The 15,692-nt window shown below is 64.5% G+C and carries 18 protein-coding genes; 7 read left to right on the top strand and 11 right to left on the bottom strand.

Going from position 1 to position 15,692, the window contains the following annotated elements:
- Nucleotides 1-151 precede the first annotated feature (151 nt).
- The 3 genes from AC51GT_RS00305 to AC51GT_RS00295 form a co-directional block, all read right to left on the bottom strand.
- Nucleotides 152-1,006, bottom strand: coding sequence for a TIGR02569 family protein (locus tag AC51GT_RS00305; RefSeq protein ID WP_496327987.1), 855 nt, complete (start codon nucleotides 1,004-1,006; stop codon nucleotides 152-154).
- 106 nt (nucleotides 1,007-1,112) lie between these two features.
- Nucleotides 1,113-2,279 carry an adenylyltransferase/sulfurtransferase MoeZ gene (gene moeZ, locus AC51GT_RS00300; RefSeq protein WP_496327986.1) on the bottom strand — a complete coding sequence of 389 codons (1,167 nt, stop codon included), beginning with the start codon at nucleotides 2,277-2,279 and terminating at the stop codon, nucleotides 1,113-1,115.
- 162 nt (nucleotides 2,280-2,441) lie between these two features.
- Nucleotides 2,442-3,443 carry a DUF3152 domain-containing protein gene (locus tag AC51GT_RS00295; RefSeq protein ID WP_496324079.1) on the bottom strand — a complete coding sequence of 334 codons (1,002 nt, stop codon included), beginning with the start codon at nucleotides 3,441-3,443 and terminating at the stop codon, nucleotides 2,442-2,444.
- Nucleotides 3,444-3,740: 297 nt separating this feature from the next.
- Between AC51GT_RS00295 and fasR the strand changes: the two genes are divergently transcribed.
- Nucleotides 3,741-4,421: an HTH-type transcriptional activator FasR gene (gene fasR / locus AC51GT_RS00290; protein ID WP_496323401.1), complete on the top strand. Its 681-nt coding sequence runs from the start codon at nucleotides 3,741-3,743 to the stop codon at nucleotides 4,419-4,421.
- 12 nt (nucleotides 4,422-4,433) lie between these two features.
- On the opposite strand, the gene AC51GT_RS00285 is transcribed toward fasR, so the two are convergent.
- Together AC51GT_RS00285 and AC51GT_RS00280 are read right to left on the bottom strand one after the other, a co-directional pair.
- Entirely contained in the window at nucleotides 4,434-4,667 is a 234-nt protein-coding gene (locus tag AC51GT_RS00285) for a DUF3107 domain-containing protein (protein ID WP_496323400.1), read from the bottom strand.
- Nucleotides 4,668-4,754: 87 nt separating this feature from the next.
- Nucleotides 4,755-5,450, bottom strand: a complete 696-nt coding sequence (locus tag AC51GT_RS00280) for a ferritin-like fold-containing protein (protein ID WP_496323399.1) — start codon at nucleotides 5,448-5,450, stop codon at nucleotides 4,755-4,757.
- Nucleotides 5,451-5,766: 316 nt separating this feature from the next.
- Here AC51GT_RS00280 and AC51GT_RS00275 point away from each other — a divergent pair, with 316 nt between their 5' ends.
- Both AC51GT_RS00275 and AC51GT_RS00270 read left to right on the top strand, forming a co-directional pair.
- Nucleotides 5,767-7,395, top strand: a complete 1,629-nt coding sequence (locus AC51GT_RS00275) for a DEAD/DEAH box helicase (RefSeq protein ID WP_496324078.1) — start codon at nucleotides 5,767-5,769, stop codon at nucleotides 7,393-7,395.
- 6 nt (nucleotides 7,396-7,401) lie between these two features.
- Nucleotides 7,402-8,628: an Rv3212 family protein gene (locus AC51GT_RS00270; RefSeq protein ID WP_496327498.1), complete on the top strand. Its 1,227-nt coding sequence runs from the start codon at nucleotides 7,402-7,404 to the stop codon at nucleotides 8,626-8,628.
- Nucleotides 8,629-8,631: 3 nt separating this feature from the next.
- Here AC51GT_RS00270 and AC51GT_RS00265 read toward each other — a convergent pair whose 3' ends face one another.
- A complete protein-coding gene (locus AC51GT_RS00265) occupies nucleotides 8,632-9,423 on the bottom strand; it encodes a ParA family protein (protein WP_496323397.1) in 792 nt (263 codons plus the stop codon).
- A gap of 90 nt (nucleotides 9,424-9,513) precedes the next feature.
- Here AC51GT_RS00265 and AC51GT_RS00260 point away from each other — a divergent pair, with 90 nt between their 5' ends.
- On the top strand, nucleotides 9,514-10,167 hold the full coding sequence (locus AC51GT_RS00260) for an acid phosphatase (RefSeq protein ID WP_496323396.1): 654 nt from the start codon (nucleotides 9,514-9,516) through the stop codon (nucleotides 10,165-10,167).
- Nucleotides 10,168-10,198: 31 nt separating this feature from the next.
- Here AC51GT_RS00260 and AC51GT_RS00255 read toward each other — a convergent pair whose 3' ends face one another.
- The gene (locus tag AC51GT_RS00255; RefSeq protein WP_496323395.1) at nucleotides 10,199-10,678 is read right to left on the bottom strand and encodes a hypothetical protein; all 480 of its coding nucleotides are present in this window, start codon (nucleotides 10,676-10,678) and stop codon (nucleotides 10,199-10,201) included.
- A 118-nt stretch (nucleotides 10,679-10,796) separates the two neighbouring features.
- On the opposite strand from AC51GT_RS00255, the gene AC51GT_RS00250 reads away from it, so the two are divergent.
- Nucleotides 10,797-11,828, top strand: coding sequence for a diacylglycerol/lipid kinase family protein (locus tag AC51GT_RS00250; RefSeq protein ID WP_496327985.1), 1,032 nt, complete (start codon nucleotides 10,797-10,799; stop codon nucleotides 11,826-11,828).
- Nucleotides 11,829-12,095: 267 nt separating this feature from the next.
- Nucleotides 12,096-12,350, top strand: coding sequence for a WhiB family transcriptional regulator (locus AC51GT_RS00245; protein WP_023955875.1), 255 nt, complete (start codon nucleotides 12,096-12,098; stop codon nucleotides 12,348-12,350).
- Nucleotides 12,351-12,509: 159 nt separating this feature from the next.
- On the opposite strand, the gene AC51GT_RS00240 is transcribed toward AC51GT_RS00245, so the two are convergent.
- Both AC51GT_RS00240 and AC51GT_RS00235 read right to left on the bottom strand, forming a co-directional pair.
- Nucleotides 12,510-14,006 carry a sensor histidine kinase gene (locus tag AC51GT_RS00240; protein ID WP_496327497.1) on the bottom strand — a complete coding sequence of 499 codons (1,497 nt, stop codon included), beginning with the start codon at nucleotides 14,004-14,006 and terminating at the stop codon, nucleotides 12,510-12,512.
- 37 nt (nucleotides 14,007-14,043) lie between these two features.
- Nucleotides 14,044-14,262, bottom strand: a complete 219-nt coding sequence (locus AC51GT_RS00235) for a biotin/lipoyl-binding carrier protein (RefSeq protein ID WP_496323393.1) — start codon at nucleotides 14,260-14,262, stop codon at nucleotides 14,044-14,046.
- A 121-nt stretch (nucleotides 14,263-14,383) separates the two neighbouring features.
- On the opposite strand from AC51GT_RS00235, the gene AC51GT_RS00230 reads away from it, so the two are divergent.
- The gene (locus AC51GT_RS00230) at nucleotides 14,384-14,458 is read left to right on the top strand and encodes a 50S ribosomal protein bL37 (RefSeq protein WP_369758845.1); all 75 of its coding nucleotides are present in this window, start codon (nucleotides 14,384-14,386) and stop codon (nucleotides 14,456-14,458) included.
- Nucleotides 14,459-14,510: 52 nt separating this feature from the next.
- Here AC51GT_RS00230 and rsrA read toward each other — a convergent pair whose 3' ends face one another.
- Together rsrA and AC51GT_RS00220 are read right to left on the bottom strand one after the other, a co-directional pair.
- On the bottom strand, nucleotides 14,511-14,822 hold the full coding sequence (gene rsrA / locus AC51GT_RS00225) for a mycothiol system anti-sigma-R factor (protein WP_496323392.1): 312 nt from the start codon (nucleotides 14,820-14,822) through the stop codon (nucleotides 14,511-14,513).
- Nucleotides 14,819-15,553, bottom strand: coding sequence for a sigma-70 family RNA polymerase sigma factor (locus AC51GT_RS00220; protein ID WP_496323391.1), 735 nt, complete (start codon nucleotides 15,551-15,553; stop codon nucleotides 14,819-14,821). The genes rsrA and AC51GT_RS00220 overlap by 4 nt, the downstream gene beginning before the upstream one ends.
- Between the last annotated feature and the right edge of the window lie 139 nt (nucleotides 15,554-15,692).

The following is a 15,692-nucleotide window of genomic DNA, read 5'->3' as shown; positions in this document are numbered from 1 at the left end:
AGACCGTAGAAAATTGGTGTTGCCGCAGTTTTGCAACCAGTGACCGAACAATCACAGTGTTCTCACAACTCACGCCACCAGATCGTGAGAAGTGTTCGACCACAAGATCGAACAGCGCACTCATGTGCGCCGAAAGGCCTGATCAGTAGCGTTAAACGAGGAATCTGACCATGTCGGAGACCCGCTTGAGACCGGGCAGTGCGCCCGACGTCGACCGTGGGTGCAGCGCGTGAACGGCCAACCTGAACATGACGGCCCGCAACATCATCTGCGGCCATTCGGGCGTATCGGCCCAGCGGTCGATCAGACCGTCGTCGGCCCCACCCCAGGCCAGGGCATCGACCACGACCACCGCCGCGGCCCACCCGGCCGGACGCCAGTACGGGGTGATGTCGGTGATCCCAGGTGCCGCGGCGCCGGCGAACAGGACCGTGCCGAACAGGTCACCGTGGACGAGTTGCGACGGTGATTCCACTGTCTTACGAAGTGTGGACAGCGTCTGGAGCATTGCCAGGCTGGTCACACCGTCCGGGGAGGTCGGGTCGCCCATTCCGGCGGCCCGGGCCGATCGCATCGGGACGTCATCCCAGGCAGCGCGATCGGAAGCGGTGAACACGTCGACATCGCTGAACGGCGCCGCAGGCGGCTGCATCAGGAAGCGGGGACGCTCCAATTCGGCGGTGGCCTCATGGAGACGGTCGGCCAGTGAGACGACCTCGTCGAAGCGGGGTTCGGGGGTTCCGGCGATATAGGTGTCGGCCCGCCACCCCGACACGACGTACCGGCCGTCGGACGAGCGGATCGGGCGGGCCACCCGGACACCATCGACATAGAGCGTCTCGCGGACCTTCGCGGACCACGCCGCCCTGGCGTGATCGGGTACCAGCGACAGGACCGTTTCACCGATCCGCCAGCCGCCCTCCCACCCGTCGCCCAATGCCACCACGGGCTGTTCCGTCAACCCGAAGGTCTTGAGGACATGCTCGGGCGGCTCGACGGAGGTCAAGTCAGAGATCACGTGGCCAAGGTTACCGGCGTGACCGCGAGAATCACTGCACGACATCCCGGTGTCGCGGCGCCGGAACGCCGCGACCCCTCGGGGAGCCCGGAAATCAGTAGACGGGCAGGGCCGTGTCCACCTGTTTGGCCCAGGCGGTGATACCGCCCTGCAGATGGGTGGCGTCGGCGAAACCCGCTTTCTTGACCGCGGCCAGCGCCTCGGCGGACCGGATGCCGGTCTTGCAGTACAGGACCGCGGGCCGGTCCTGTGGGAGCTTCGCCAGGCCCTCGCCCGATTCGATGTCGCCCTTGGGGATAAGGGTGGCGCCCTCGATCTTGACGATCTCCCACTCCACCGGCTCCCGGACGTCGATCAGGGCGATCTTCTCGCCGGAATCCAGCCGCTGCTTGAGTTCGACTGCGGTCAGGGTCGAGTCCTTCGCCGCCGAGACACCCTCATCGGAGACCACGCCGCAGAAGGCGTCGTAGTCGATCAGCTCGGTGATCTTCGGCGCCTCGGGGTCCTTGCGCAGGTTGATGGTCCGGTAGCGCATGTCGAGGGCGTCGTACACCATCAGCCTGCCGAGCAGGGTCTCGCCGATACCGGTGATCAGCTTGATCGCCTCGGTACCCATGATCGACCCGATCGAGGCGCACAGGATGCCCAGCACGCCACCTTCGGCGCAGGACGGCACCATGCCCGGGGGCGGCGGCTCCGGGTACAGGTCGCGGTAGTTGAGACCGAGCCCGTCCGGCGCATCCTCCCAGAAGACCGACGCCTGACCCTCGAAGCGATAGATCGAGCCCCACACGTACGGCTTGTGCGCGAGCACCGCGGCGTCGTTGACGAGGTAGCGGGTGGCGAAGTTGTCGGTGCCGTCGAGGATCAGGTCGTACTGCTCGAAGAGTTCCACGGCGTTGCTGTTGTCGAGCCGGAACTTGTGCGTGTGCACCGTGACATGGGGATTGATCTCGAGGATCGAATCCTTCGCCGAGTCGGCCTTTGGACGACCCACGTCCGACTGTCCATGGATGACCTGACGCTGCAGGTTGGATTCGTCGACCTCATCGAACTCGACGATCCCGATGGTCCCGACCCCGGCGGCCGCCAGGTACAGCAGCGTGGGCGATCCCAGACCGCCGGCCCCGATGACCAGCACCTTCGCGTTCTTCAGACGTTTTTGCCCGTCGACACCGATGTCGGGAATGATCAGGTGCCTGCTGTAGCGGGCCACCTCTTCGCGGGTCAGCTCTGCGGCGGGCTCGACCAACGGCGGCAAATGTGACACGAACTCTCCTCACGATCAGCGCAACACGCGACGGCCCTGCGGCGGCCATCGGCCTTTGTTGCTCTCCCTGCAACGAGCAGGCGGGGACGAAGATTCCACCGCCGGCGATTCACCACCGAGGATCACCGTGGGCATCGGTACGGCGGATCCGCCTCATCGCTCGGGGAACGGCCAGGGGTTGGGCCGGCACACATAGCTCCGGTCGGCCTTCATTTCCGGATCCAGTGCCATGATCTCGCTGTTGGCGGTACCGAAGGTCTGCTGCATCATGACCGGGGCCAGTCCCCCGTTGACCTTGCACGGCTCGTGGCCGACGAATCCGATCGCGTGACCGATCTCATGGTTGATCAGGTACTGCCGGTAACCGAGGTCATCACCCTGATACGAGAGCGCCCCCCGGATCCAGCGGGCCTCGTTGAGTGTCACCCGGCCCTCCGGCGGGTAGTAACAGGACGATTCGAGCTGGATCTCATAACCACACAGCTCGCGCGTGGTCCCCGGGGAGGTGAGTGTGACGCGGAAGTCCGGCGTGCCCTCGTCGATCCGCCGGAACGAGAACTGCCCGTCGCCGATCCAGCTCTTCGGATTCGACAGGGTGGCGTCGACCAATTTGGCGTACGTCGGGTCGCCACCGTAATCGCCTGAGGTCAGCCCGTTCTCCACCTCGATGGTGTACGTGTACTCCTGGCCACCGCCACCGATCGGCGGCGTGGTTCCGGGGACGATCCGGTAGGTGCGGTCGCCGTTCTCGGTGAACGGGCCCCCTTGCGGCAGGGTGCCGGCGGGCAGCTGGTCGGCCTGCACCTCGGCCGGTGGCGCACCGATCGCGGTGGTGACGTTCTTGACGTCGGTGTTGCGGGCCGCATCGGGATCGGAGTCGGCGGCGGTCGTGCCGGGCGAGTTCCCCTGCTCCGATTGCACCGTCGACACGATCATCACGATCGTGAGCACCACCAGAACCGGGATCGCGTACGCGCGCCAGCCATAGGTGGTGACAAAGCGGCCCACCGCGGTCTGCTTCTTGCGTTCGGTGTCCCGTTCGGCCCGCTGCCGGCCGGGGTCACCGGTGGGATCCCAGCGGGCCCGGAGCGGTTGGTCCGGTGCGGGACGTCCCGACGACACGGGAGGATGGATGTCGGTGCGCTGATTGGCCAGTCGTGCCTGGGCCTCGGCCTCGGCGCGGGCAAGCCGGCGGGCCCTCTCGGCGGCACGTCGCGCCTGGTCGGAGTGTTCATTTCCGCCTGCGACGGACGTTCGACGACCAGATGAGCGACGACTGGGCGTCTCGTCTGCACGGCCGGAGCGGTCCGAGGTCACCCGCGGCGAACGTCGCGTCCCTCTGGTCCCCGAGCCTCCCGCATCAGTCACGGCTCAACCTTCTCACAGCCATCGGTGAATCAGCTGTAGGCAACCACCGGTGGCGGCCTGTCAAGACAGATATACCCTCGATCCATGGATGAAACGGTCGCAGCGGGCACAGGGGTGAAGGCGAGCTCAGCCAATGCCGGACGCCGGAGCGTCCGGATGCCACGCAGCGCACGCCGCCTGCAGTTGATGGATGCGGCCAGCGAGATCTTCGTCGAACGCGGTTATCACTCGGCCGGCATGGACGAGATCGCGGTACATGCAGGCGTCAGCAAACCCGTTCTCTACCAACATTTTCCGAGCAAACTGGACCTCTATCTCGCGGTCCTGGACCTGCATGCCGAGTCCATGGTCAACCGGGTCACCTCAGCGTTGCTGACCTCCACCAACAACCGGCACCGTGTCCGCTCGGCAGTGGAGGCGTTCTTCGACTTCATCGATGAGGACAATCAGGGATACCGGCTGATCTTCCAGTCCGATGCTCTTGATCCGGCGGCGATCCGTCGTGTCGAAGGTGCCACCGAGGCGTGTGTCGACGCCGTATACGGCCTGGTGATGCACGATTCGGGACTCGATCCGCACCGATCCCGCATGCTCGCCGCAGGACTGGTGGGCCTGAGCCAGGTCAATGCCCGTCACTGGCTCGACGCCAAGCGGCCGATGACCAAAGAAGAAGCGATCGACATCACTGTCACCATGCTCTGGGGCGGACTCGCCCGCGTGCCGATGCAGCACGCGAACGACTCCGAACTCGACCCAGAGGGCTGAAACAAATCTGATCTAGATGGCGCCGAACCCGACCTTGCGGGATTCGGAGGTGCCGACCTCGACATAGGCGATCCTGGTGACCGGGATCAGATACCGCGCACCTTTGTCGTCCTGCAGACGCAGAATCTGATCGCTCCCCGACAGGGCGGCCTCGACCGCGGCATGGGCTTCGTCGCTGTCCTGGTCGATGTGCACAACCAGCTCGCGCGTGCTGTCGGTGATCCCGATCTTCACATCAACGGCCACAGAATCCTCCATAGATAGCGGTGTACTTCATACAGGTGTGAATCTATCCGCCGGTCCGGCCGGACCTGCATTCAGGCCGAACGGGGTTTACGCCAGCCCCATGTCCGCCATCCGGCGGGCATGACGTTCCTGGATCGAATCGAAGAATCCGGCGATTCCGTTGAGGTCGGTCTCGACGGAGAAGAGCAGCTCCGTCAGATCCTCTTGTCCGGCCAGGACGTACTGGGTCTGGGTGATCGCCTCGCCGAGCAGACGGCGTCCCCACAACGTCAGCGGCGACCTCAGGTTCGGATCGGCGGCAACGGCGTCGCGGATCGCCGCCACGGCAAAGTCCGAATGTCCGGTCTCGGCCATCACAGTGCGGACGACGGCCTCGGAACCCGGCGGCAACGTCCCGGCGATCTCGAGGTAGAAATCTGCGGCCAGCCCGTCGCCGACATACACCTTGACCAGCGATTCCTCCCACGTACTGGGCACCGTCGACGCGTGATAGCGGTCGAGCACCTCCTCGTACGCGGCGATCAACCGATAGACATCGGCCCCGCGGCGCTGCAACTCTTCCTGCAGGGTTTCGAAGTGCGACATCTCCGCCGCGGCCATGCTCGCCATGGCCACCCGGCCGCGGACGTCCGGAGCCATCAGCGCCTCGGACGTCAGGCGATAGAACGCGGCCAACTCGCCGCACGCCAGCACACCGAAGAGCTCGGTGATCCCGGGATGATCGGCCGACACCGAGGTCGAGACCGCGGCCGCAGGCGGTTCGGTTTGTGAACCAGAAGACATGCGGTCGAGTGTAGTGCGCCCGCCCATCGGCGCTTCGCCGGCGCATTCCGCGAGAGGTCGATTCTTCGAGACTGTCAAACGACACGTACACTGCCAGGGGTGGGTCATGCTCAGACGCTGACCTGCACAGAATTTGTGCGCGCACGGACGGCGGCCCGATATCGATCGGACCCGATTCGGCCAGATACCGGTTGCCCGAGTCCTCGGTTGTTCGAGGATGGATGCTGACCTGTTTGGTTGACCCTTGCAGTGCGCGCGGGAGCACATTGCGAAAGGCAATCAACTGAACATCGAAAATGACACCCAGAACCCCGTACTGGACGTCGCTGAAGAAGCGCACGTCATCGTCGCGGAGGACCACGTCTCCCCCACGTTCGCCGAACTCGGCGTCCGCAAGGAGATCGTCGACGCGCTTGCCGCCGACGGAAAAGTCAATACGTTCGCGATCCAGGAACTGACCTTGCCGCTGGCGATGGCCGGTGAGGACCTCATCGGCCAGGCCAGAACCGGCATGGGCAAGACCCTCGGCTTCGGCGTCCCGCTGCTGCAGCGGGTATCCCAGGCGACTGCCGGACCCGGCGAACCCGGGATCCGCAAGCCCGACGGAACCCCTCGCGCACTCATCATCGTGCCGACGCGCGAACTCTGCATCCAGGTCACCGACGACCTCGAGATCGCCGCCAAAGGCCTGCACGTCGACACCGTCGACGGCCAGAACCGGCCGCTTCGGCTGCTCTCGATCTTCGGCGGACGCCCGTTCGAACATCAGATCAGCGAACTGAAGATCGGTATCGATGTCGTTGTCGGTACCCCCGGCCGCCTGCTCGACCTCGCCCGCCAGGGCCATCTGATCCTGGGCAAGGTGCAGGTACTCGTCCTCGACGAGGCCGACGAGATGCTCGACCTCGGCTTCCTGCCCGACATCGAACGCATCATGAGTTCGCTGCCCGACGCCCGCCAGACGATGCTGTTCTCGGCCACCATGCCCGGACCGATCGTCACCCTGGCCCGCACGTTCCTCACGAAGCCGACCCACATCCGGGCCGAGCACGCGAACGACTCGGCCATCCACGACCGCACCACCCAGTACGTCTACCGCGCCCATGCGATGGACAAGGCCGAACTCGTCGCCCGCATCCTGCAGGCCGAAGGTCGCGGCGCCACCATGATTTTCACGCGGACCAAGCGGACCGCCCAGAAGGTCGCCGACGATCTCGCCGAGCGCGGATTCGCTGTCGGCGCCGTCCACGGCGACCTCGGTCAGGTGGCCCGCGAGAAGGCGCTCACAGCCTTCCGCGAGGGTCGCGTCGATGTCCTGGTCGCCACCGACGTCGCCGCCCGCGGCATCGACATCGATGACGTCACCCACGTGATCAACTACCAGTGCCCCGACGACGAGAAGACCTATGTGCACCGGATCGGTCGCACCGGCCGCGCCGGACGCACCGGTATCGCGATCACCCTCGTCGACTGGGACGAACTCCACCGCTGGGAGATGATCAGCAAGGCACTCGACCTGGGCATGGACGAACCGGTCGAAACCTATTCCAGCTCACCGCATCTGCGCGAGCAGCTGAGCATCTCCGAGTCGAAGACCGGACGTATCGGTTCGGCCAAGCCGGACCGCGAAGAGCGCGCACCGCGTTCGGGCGGACGTTCCTCCGACGATGAGACGCGCGTGGTCGCAGGACGCCGGGATACGGCCAAACGTCCGTCCCGCCAGCGTCGTCGAACCCGCGCCGGAGAAGGCGACGGAGCAACTGTCGACGCGAGCGTATCCACCGCCACCGCGAGCACCACCGACGACGCCACCGTCACCTCGGCAACCGAGAGCCCGGCTCCGGCACCCAACGGTGCAGAGAGCAGCGATCGTCCCCGTCGTCGACGTCGTCGCCGGTCGAACGCGGGCAGCGGCACCGACACCACGGGTACCGCTTCGGAGTAACTGACGGTGCTCAGGCCAGAGCGGCGGACACCGCTCGACATCGTGGTGGTCGTCGTCCTGGTTGTGGTGGTCGCGGTTTCGGCCGTGGCCATCTGGGCAACCAGTTCGGCAAAGAACACCGAGTCGGACCCGGCAGCGGTGCCCGCAAAGCCGATCGCCGGCGCCACCGAGGTTCCGCGCGAGGTCACCGAGGCCTGGCGCGCCACCAGTTCGGCCACCACGTCGCCGGTTGCGATCGGCGGGGTGGTGGTGACCGGGGACGGCGGAGCCGTGGTCGGTCACGATGCGGCCACCGGCGTAGCGCTCTGGTCCTATACCCGGGACCTGCCGCTGTGCACCGTCACCGGATGGGATGCCGGGGGTCGCAACTACGCACTCGCGATCTATCGCAACGACCGTGGCTGCAGCGAGGTGACCGCACTCAACGCCGCCGACGGCACGCGAGCGTCGTCGCGGACCAGCGATGCCGACAATTCCCTCGAGATCAGCACCGGCCGGGATTACGCTCTCGCACAAGGCGATACCCGCCTGGAAGTGTGGCGCACCGATCTCGTCCGCACGATCGAGTACGGCCGTGTCGACGCCCCGGTGAATCCCGGGACCCAACCCAGATCGGGTTGCGAGTTCGTCTCCAGCGGGATCGGCGACTCCCGGGTCGCGATCATCGAACGCTGCGGCATCGAACCCGGTTATCGTCTGACCATTCTCGGCGCAACCCTCGACAGCGAAGAGAAGCTCGAGGAGTTCGCCTCGACGATCATCACCGGCGAGCTGGGCACTCCGCCGCGGATCGTTGCCGTCGATCAAACCGGCGTGGCGATCTATCTGTCGTCGCCCGCTCCCGTGCTCGAGACCTACGGCATCGACGGCACGATCAAGAACCGGACCACCGTGCTCGGTGACGCGGTCGGCATCGAGAGCAAGCCCATCGCCAGCGGCGACGTGATCACGTTCTGGACGGGCAAGTCCACGGTGGTCATCGATCCCACCAACCTCGCCGCCCGCTTCCAGGTCCCCGAGACACTCGGTCCCGGGGTCGTGATGGCCGGATCACTGTTGCTGCCGAGCGTCACGGGCATCAGCGTGCACAATCTCGCCGACGGCCAGCCGATCGCATCGATTCCGGTGGAGCGCGCCGGCTACATCGGCGGCATCATCACACTGGCCGACATCGGCGATCACATTGTGCAGCAGTGGGGTTCCACCGTGTCGGTGCTCGCACCGACGCAGTAAGCCTCAGATCGCCTCGAATGTTTTCAGTTCGGAGCCGTCGTTCCAATGGTTCCACAGGTTGTCGGCGAGATCCCGATATGCCTGCGCGCCCTTGCTCTTTCGACCGGCAAGCAGACTCGCACCGGACGCCGACGCCTCTGCGAAACGGACGGTGCGCGGGATCGGTGGCGACAGCACGGGCAGGTCGTAACGGTCGGCGACATCGGCGATGACGTCGCGACTGTGGGTCGTGCGGGCGTCATAGAGCGTGGGCAGGGCGCCGAGCAGCTTGAGATCGGGATTGGTGATCTGCTGCACCTCCGTGACCGTGCGCAGCAACTGCCCCACCCCCCGATGGGCCAGCGTCTCGCACTGCAGTGGCACCACCACCTCGTCGGCGGCGGTCAGCCCGTTGAGCGTGAGAACCCCGAGCGAGGGCGGGCAGTCGACGATGATGACGTCGTAGTCCTCCTCGACGGTCTTGAGGGCCCGTTTGAGCGCGTACTCGCGACCCGGGCGCATGAGTAGCAATGCTTCGGCCCCGGCGAGGTCGATGGTGGCCGGAAGCAACGTCACGTTGTCGTCGGTGTTGAGCAGCACTTCGGCCAGAGTCCCCTCCCCCAGCAGGACATCGTGGATGGAAAGCGTCAGCTTGTCCGGGTCGTGGCCCATCGAAAAGGTAAGGCAGCCTTGCGGATCGAGATCCACCACCAGAACCGACAACCCTTTGGCCGCCAACGCCGCGCCCAGAGAGACGACCGTTGTCGTCTTCGCGACGCCCCCCTTTTGATTGGCCACCGCAAGAACCTTGCTCATCGCTGACTCCCTCCAAGTCGAGCATGCAGAACGCTCTACCGCAGTTCGCTTGCCATTGACCCTATGCGCAGGCAGTGCAGAATGTCTGGGGTGCGCACCACGAACTCGGCAATCCACCGATTGATCCTCATCCGGCACGGCGAAACCGAGTGGTCGAAGACGGGAAGACACACCGGCGTCAGTGACATCCCATTGACACCCTTCGGCGAGAAGCAGGCGGCCGGACTGCGCAAACCGCTCGATGACCTGCTGCTGACCGACCCCCTGGTGCTGTCGTCACCACGTATCCGGGCCATTCACACCGCAGAACTGGCCGGACTGCCCATCGCGCACACCGATGAACAGTTCGCCGAATGGGACTACGGCCTGTACGAGGGTTTGACTAAACCCCAGATCCGGGAGACCGAACCGGGCTGGACGGTGTGGGCCCAGGGCGGGCGCGGCGGCGAATCGTCCCAGCAGATGAGCGACCGGATCGATACGGTGATCGCCGAGTTATTGGGCGAGCTGCGCAGCCGATCGGTGGTTCTCATCGGACACGGTCACCTGTCGAGGTCGTTGCTGGCCCGTTGGATCGGTGCTCCCATACAGTTCGGGGCGCATTTCTCGATGCTGCCCGCCTCCATCGCGGTGCTCGGTTTCGACGGTGAGACCCGGCAGATCCAATCCCTGGGCATCACCGGATACCGCAGCGCCGACTACGTCGACGCCGGCCGTCCCGCGCACGTTCGCACCGGGGACTGATCCGGGTCCTCGGTGGCCGGCAGCGATGCGCTCAGCGACGCTTCTTCTTACGCCGCTCGAAGGTCTTGGCCACCGGCTTGGGTTCGACGTCCGCTTCGTCTTCCTCACCCGGGTTGATCTCGTAGGCCTTGGCGAACCACTTCATCGACGACGGGCTGAACAGGAAATACAGCGCGATCACCAGGATGACCAGCACCGGCGTACCGATGATCGGGAGCTCGCTGTCTGTGATCAAGGCAAAAGCCACCGGAACCAAAAGCACCTGGGTCATCACCGCGATCGACCGGCCCCACCGACGACCGACAATCAGCGCCACACCTCCGGCCAGGACACCGCCGCCGAGGATCGCAAACCATGCCGCGGTGCCGTAGCCACTGATGAAGTCACCGTCTTCGTGACCCATCAACCCCCGGATCACCATGTAGATCGCGGCCGCGACGCCCAGTGCGCCCTCGAGTGCGACTATCGCGCCGGCTCGACGAACATTGATCGGTGGAGAGGATTCAGACACCCGGCCAGCCTAATGGTCGCCCGCGCCGAGTCTCTGCCAGGTCCTTCCCACGCCCCGGTGACCGGCTCAAAGGGCGACATCGGCCCTTCTGACGCTAGGCTCAGTTCTCGTGCGCGCGATGCTGATCGTCAATCCCTTTGCCACCTCGACCACCGAGGCCGGCCGGGACGCGCTGCTGAACACCCTCTCTGTGTCACTTCGCCGCCCCGAAGGCACTGGGGACGCGGAGACGAAGCGCAGCGGAGCTCGACCAGATCAGGCGAATACGAAGCGCAGCGGAGTTCGGCCTGAGTATGTAGATGTCCGGGTCGAGCACACCACCCACCGCGGACATGCCGGAGAGCTCGCCGCACAGGCCCGCGCGGAGCGATACGACGTGGTGGTGGTCCACGGCGGCGACGGCAGCGTCAACGAGGTGGTCAATGGTCTGCTCGACCCCCCGTCCGCGCCGGAGAGCGGCTTCCCTTCGCCGGCACTGGCGGTGGTCCCCGGTGGCAGCGCCAACGTCTTCGCGCGCGCACTGGGTATCGATCCTGATCCCCTCAAGGCGACCGGACAACTCGTCGACCTTCTCGCGACCGGCCAGCGTCGCCGAGTCAGCTTGGGGCACACCGACAATCGATGGTTCCTGTTCAATGCCGGGTTGGGGGTCGACGCTCAGGTGGTCAAGTCCATCGAGGAGCAGCGCCGTGCCGGACACCGGGCGACCGCCACCCGCTATCTGTGGACCGCGGTACGGACGTTCATCGGCGCAGCACGGAGCAAACCAACGTTGACCGTCACCATCCCTGACGCCGAACCCCTCGAAGGCGCACACTTCGCCTTCATCTCGAACGCCAGCCCGTGGACATATCTGGGTGCCCGTCCGATCGAGACCAATCCCGACACCAGTTTCGATGGCCGGCTCGGTGTGTTCGCCTCGACGTCGATGGCCCCGCTCCGCAATCTGCCGCTGGTCCGCCAATTGCTGTCGGCAAAAGCAAAGCCGCAGGCGAAACACTTGTTGCGCGCCGACGATGTCGCATATGTCGAGATTCTCAGCTCCGAACCCATCGACATGCAGATGGATGGCGAATACCTTGGCACCCGGACGGCATTGCAGTTCGGTTGCCGTCCCGCCGTACTAGAGGTCATTTCTCCCAAATCGTAGATTTCAGTCCCACGAACACGAGAGATCCAGGTCACATCGACATTCGCATGTGATTCTCAGGATAAGTTGGCCGCAGAGTAGTACAACGGTGTAGGGGCATACATAGGCACCCCCTACACAGTGATGTTGCCCACGTGTTAAGGGAACATCATTGACATCATCTGGATTCGTGAAAGTATTCACAAGCAACAGTGCGGAAACAATACCTACGCACATATGAACAAACGGTTACGAGTGGCGCAGTGAAGCGCCTGAAGGAGCAGTGGGATGGACTGGCGTCACAACGCAATTTGTCGCGACGAGGATCCGGAGCTGTTTTTCCCGGTGGGAAACAGTGGACCGGCCATCGCGCAGATTGCTGATGCGAAGCTCGTCTGCAACCGCTGCCCGGTTACAGCAGATTGCCTCACGTGGGCACTGGAGTCGGGACAGGATGCAGGCGTCTGGGGCGGAATGAGCGAAGACGAGCGACGCGCCCTCAAGCGGCGAAATGCCCGCAGCCGCACTCGCAGCTCGGTCTAAGACCCCAGAAATCAAGGCGGTCACTCCCGGCGACCACCTCGACGACAAACCAACCCGGTGGCATCTGCCACCGGGTTTGTGTTGTCAAGGGGCAGTTGGTGACTGAGGACACAAGGTGGCGGTCGTCACGAATTTCGCTGCGGCGCAAGAATTTCGGCGTCAGCTCAGCGGGACGGTCAGGATCGCGTCGGTGCCACCGGTGGCACCCGGGCGTAGTTCCAGTTCGCCCGCCAGCTCGATCCGCACCAGCGTGTGGACGATCTGCAGACCCAGCCGGTCGGACTGCTTCGGATCGAAGTCCGGGTCGATGCCGATGCCGTTGTCATGCACCGTGATCACGAGTTCCCTTGTGCTCCTGGACGTGTCGATCAACACCCGGCCGGATTCTTCTGGCGCAAAACCATGTTCGACGGCGTTCTGTATCAATTCGGTGAGCACCATCACCACCGGCATCGCCAAATCAGACTTGAGTACACCGATTGTGCCGACCCGCCGTACCGTGACCGCGGTCCCACCCGATGCCACGTCGGCCATCACGGGGACCAATTGGTCGATGACCACGTCGAGATCGACTTCCTCATCGACACTGCCCGAAAGCAGTTCGTGCACAAGGGCGATGGCCGCAACCCGCCGGACCGCCTCCCCCAGCGCATGCCGGGCTTCGTCATTGGTGGTTCGCCGCGCCTGCAGTCGCAGCAGCGCGGACACACTCTGCAGGTTGTTCTTGACCCGGTGATGGATTTCGCGGATGGTCGCGTCCTTGCTTATCAACGCCAGATCACGACGTTTCACCTCGGTCACGTCGCGCACCAGGATTATGGCGCCGACCAGCTCACCGCGGGGCCGCAGCGGCACCGCCCGGATCAGCACGGTCGCCCGGCGGGCGTCGGCCTCGATGCGCATCCCCGCTTCACCCGCGACCGCGGCCCGCAGCATCGCAGCGGCTTCCTCCGACTCGAACGGGTCACTGAGAAGGCTCACCGTCACCTCGGCGAGATCGTTGCCGCTGAGCTCCGACGTCCAGCCCATGCGGTGATACGCCGACAGCGCGTTGGGACTCGCGTATTGCACGGTGCCGTGCTCGTCGACCCGGATGAATCCGTCGCCCGCCCGAGGCGTCGACAGACCTCGCGGATTGCCCTCGTTCTGCGGGAATGTCCCCTCGGACACCATCTGGCACAGGTCGTATGCGCAATCCTGGTACGCGAGTTCCAGCGGTGATGGCATCCGCGGCTGGGTGAGGTTGATCGCGCGGGCCAGGACCGCCACCACTTCACCTTCGAAGCGAACCGGGATGGCTTCACGTCTGATGGCCACCGATCCGACCCACGTCGGATCTTCCTCCCGAAGGATCCGGCCCTGCGCAAGGGCGCCGAAGACCTGGGGATTATCCGCCTCTGAGATCAACGTGCCGACGCCGTCGACTGGAAAGACTGTAGGTGCGGTATTCGGCCGACATTGGGCCACACAGACCATCTGGGAGCCGGTTACACCGGAGTCGCCGTCAACTGTGTGCTGCGACTGCACCCACATCTGGAAATCAGCGAACGACAGGTCGGCGAGCAGTTGCCATTCGGCCACCACACGTTGCAGGTGGCCGCCGGCAGCGCCTGACAATTCCGTGTGTTCTGCGAGCAACTCCGAAAGAGTCGACATCAGCGCCGAGCCCGTCTACCGGCCGATTGTCCCAGGATCAGTTGTCGATGACCGCGATGAGGTCACCGGCCTGGATCACGTCCCCGACGTTGACCTTGACCTCGGTGATCGTGCCGGCTTCTTCGGCCAGCACCGGGATCTCCATCTTCATGGATTCCAGCAGGACGAGCGTGTCACCGACGTCCACCGTCTGACCGGTGCTGACAACCACCTCGAGAACGCTTGCAACGATTTCCGCCACAACTTCTTCTGCCATCGCCATCCTCCAGGTGTTCGGTTACGCCGGCTATCAACCTAGCGCAGCACCTTGCGCCCGGGCGATTCTGACCAACGGCAGGCTTCGTGTCACAATGGAGCGCTGTCGAAAGGAGACTGCCATGGGAAAGCGTGGACGCAAGAAGCGGGCTCGCAAGAAGAATGCGGCCAACCACGGCAAGCGCCCCAACGCCTGAGCGTTGAGGCCCTTACCGGGGTTTGGATCCCTGGCGGATTCGAAAGTGTGGTTTATCCGTGCGTGTCGCGGACGATGACCGTCTTCCGGATCTCCAGGGTCAACCGCTCCCGTAATCCCTTGGGCGCCTGATCTCCACCGCATTTGCGGTTGACCAAAGACTTCAATTGCTGCTCGATGCCGTAGTGCTCGAGACAGGGCGTGCACCCATCGAGATGTGACTGCAGACGAGCACGAGCATGTGCATCACACTCGTTGTCCAGCAACAGCCACACATCGGCGATGACGGCCGAACAATCGAGCCGATCGGCTTCGTCGAATTCTCGTTCGGCGTTGGTCCCGCCGGCTACTTCTCCGGTACTCATCCGGCAACCTCCTGTTTGTGGCCGGACTGGCCATCGGCCGACTGGCCGGGAGTTCCTCTGTTGAATCCACGCTCGCGCGCCACGTCGCCGAGCAGTTCCCGCAGCTGTTTGCGGCCACGGTGCAGTCGCGACATCACGGTCCCGATCGGGGTGTCCATGATCTCCGCGATTTCTTTGTACGGCAGTCCCTCGACGTCCGCGTAGTAGACCGCCATCCGGAAATCTTCGGGCAACGCCTGCAGCGCCGCCTTGATCTCGTCATCGGGCAGTGCGTCGAGCGCCTCGATCTCCGCGGACCGCAGACCCTGCGACGTGTGTTCGGCCGTGGCGGCCAGCTGCCAGTCGGTGATCTCATCCGTCGGATATTGCGCAGGTTGACGCTGTTTTTTCCGGTATCCGTTGATGTATGTGTTGGTCAGGATCCGGTAGAGCCACGCCTTGAGGTTGGTCCCCTCCTTGAACGACTTGAAGGCCGAGAAGGCCTTCACGTACGTCTCCTGGACGAGGTCCTCGGCATCGGCTGGATTCCGCGTCATGCGTAGTGCGCCGCCGTACAACTGATCGAGTAACGGCAATGCATCACGCTCGAACCGCGCGAATCGCTCTTCCGAGGTCTCTGGGTTGACTTCGGGTGTTTCGGCTTCGGTCACGACAATCCCTTCGAGACCTGCGGGAAAATCAGGTCTGTCGAGCAAGCCTACCGACCCGCGCTGCTGCGAGTTGCTGTACACACCACACCTCCTTCAGGTGGAGTCAACAACGACTCTGAGCGACTTGTTCCGCCGGCGCCTCACTTACACCCACCCTGGGTCGATGCTTGCCACGTCGACCGCGGTCTGGTCGGCCCGAGATCGGACCGACCTGAGAGAA

Source organism: Williamsia sp. z34, assembly GCF_059553395.1.
The sequence above is the reverse complement of the archived record's forward strand: the minus strand, read 5'-3'. Positions and strand labels throughout refer to the sequence as shown.

Coding starts and splice junctions, on each gene's coding strand:
- fasR (WP_496323401.1), top strand. CDS start 3,741: ATGGATGAAACGGTCGCAGCGGGCACAGGGGTGAAGGCGAGCTCAGCC.
- AC51GT_RS00280 (WP_496323399.1), bottom strand. CDS start 5,450: ATGTCTTCTGGTTCACAAACCGAACCGCCTGCGGCCGCGGTCTCGACC.
- AC51GT_RS00265 (WP_496323397.1), bottom strand. CDS start 9,423: ATGAGCAAGGTTCTTGCGGTGGCCAATCAAAAGGGGGGCGTCGCGAAG.
- AC51GT_RS00250 (WP_496327985.1), top strand. CDS start 10,797: ATGCTGATCGTCAATCCCTTTGCCACCTCGACCACCGAGGCCGGCCGG.
- AC51GT_RS00245 (WP_023955875.1), top strand. CDS start 12,096: ATGGACTGGCGTCACAACGCAATTTGTCGCGACGAGGATCCGGAGCTG.
- AC51GT_RS00240 (WP_496327497.1), bottom strand. CDS start 14,006: ATGTCGACTCTTTCGGAGTTGCTCGCAGAACACACGGAATTGTCAGGC.
- AC51GT_RS00235 (WP_496323393.1), bottom strand. CDS start 14,262: ATGGCAGAAGAAGTTGTGGCGGAAATCGTTGCAAGCGTTCTCGAGGTG.
- rsrA (WP_496323392.1), bottom strand. CDS start 14,822: ATGAGTACCGGAGAAGTAGCCGGCGGGACCAACGCCGAACGAGAATTC.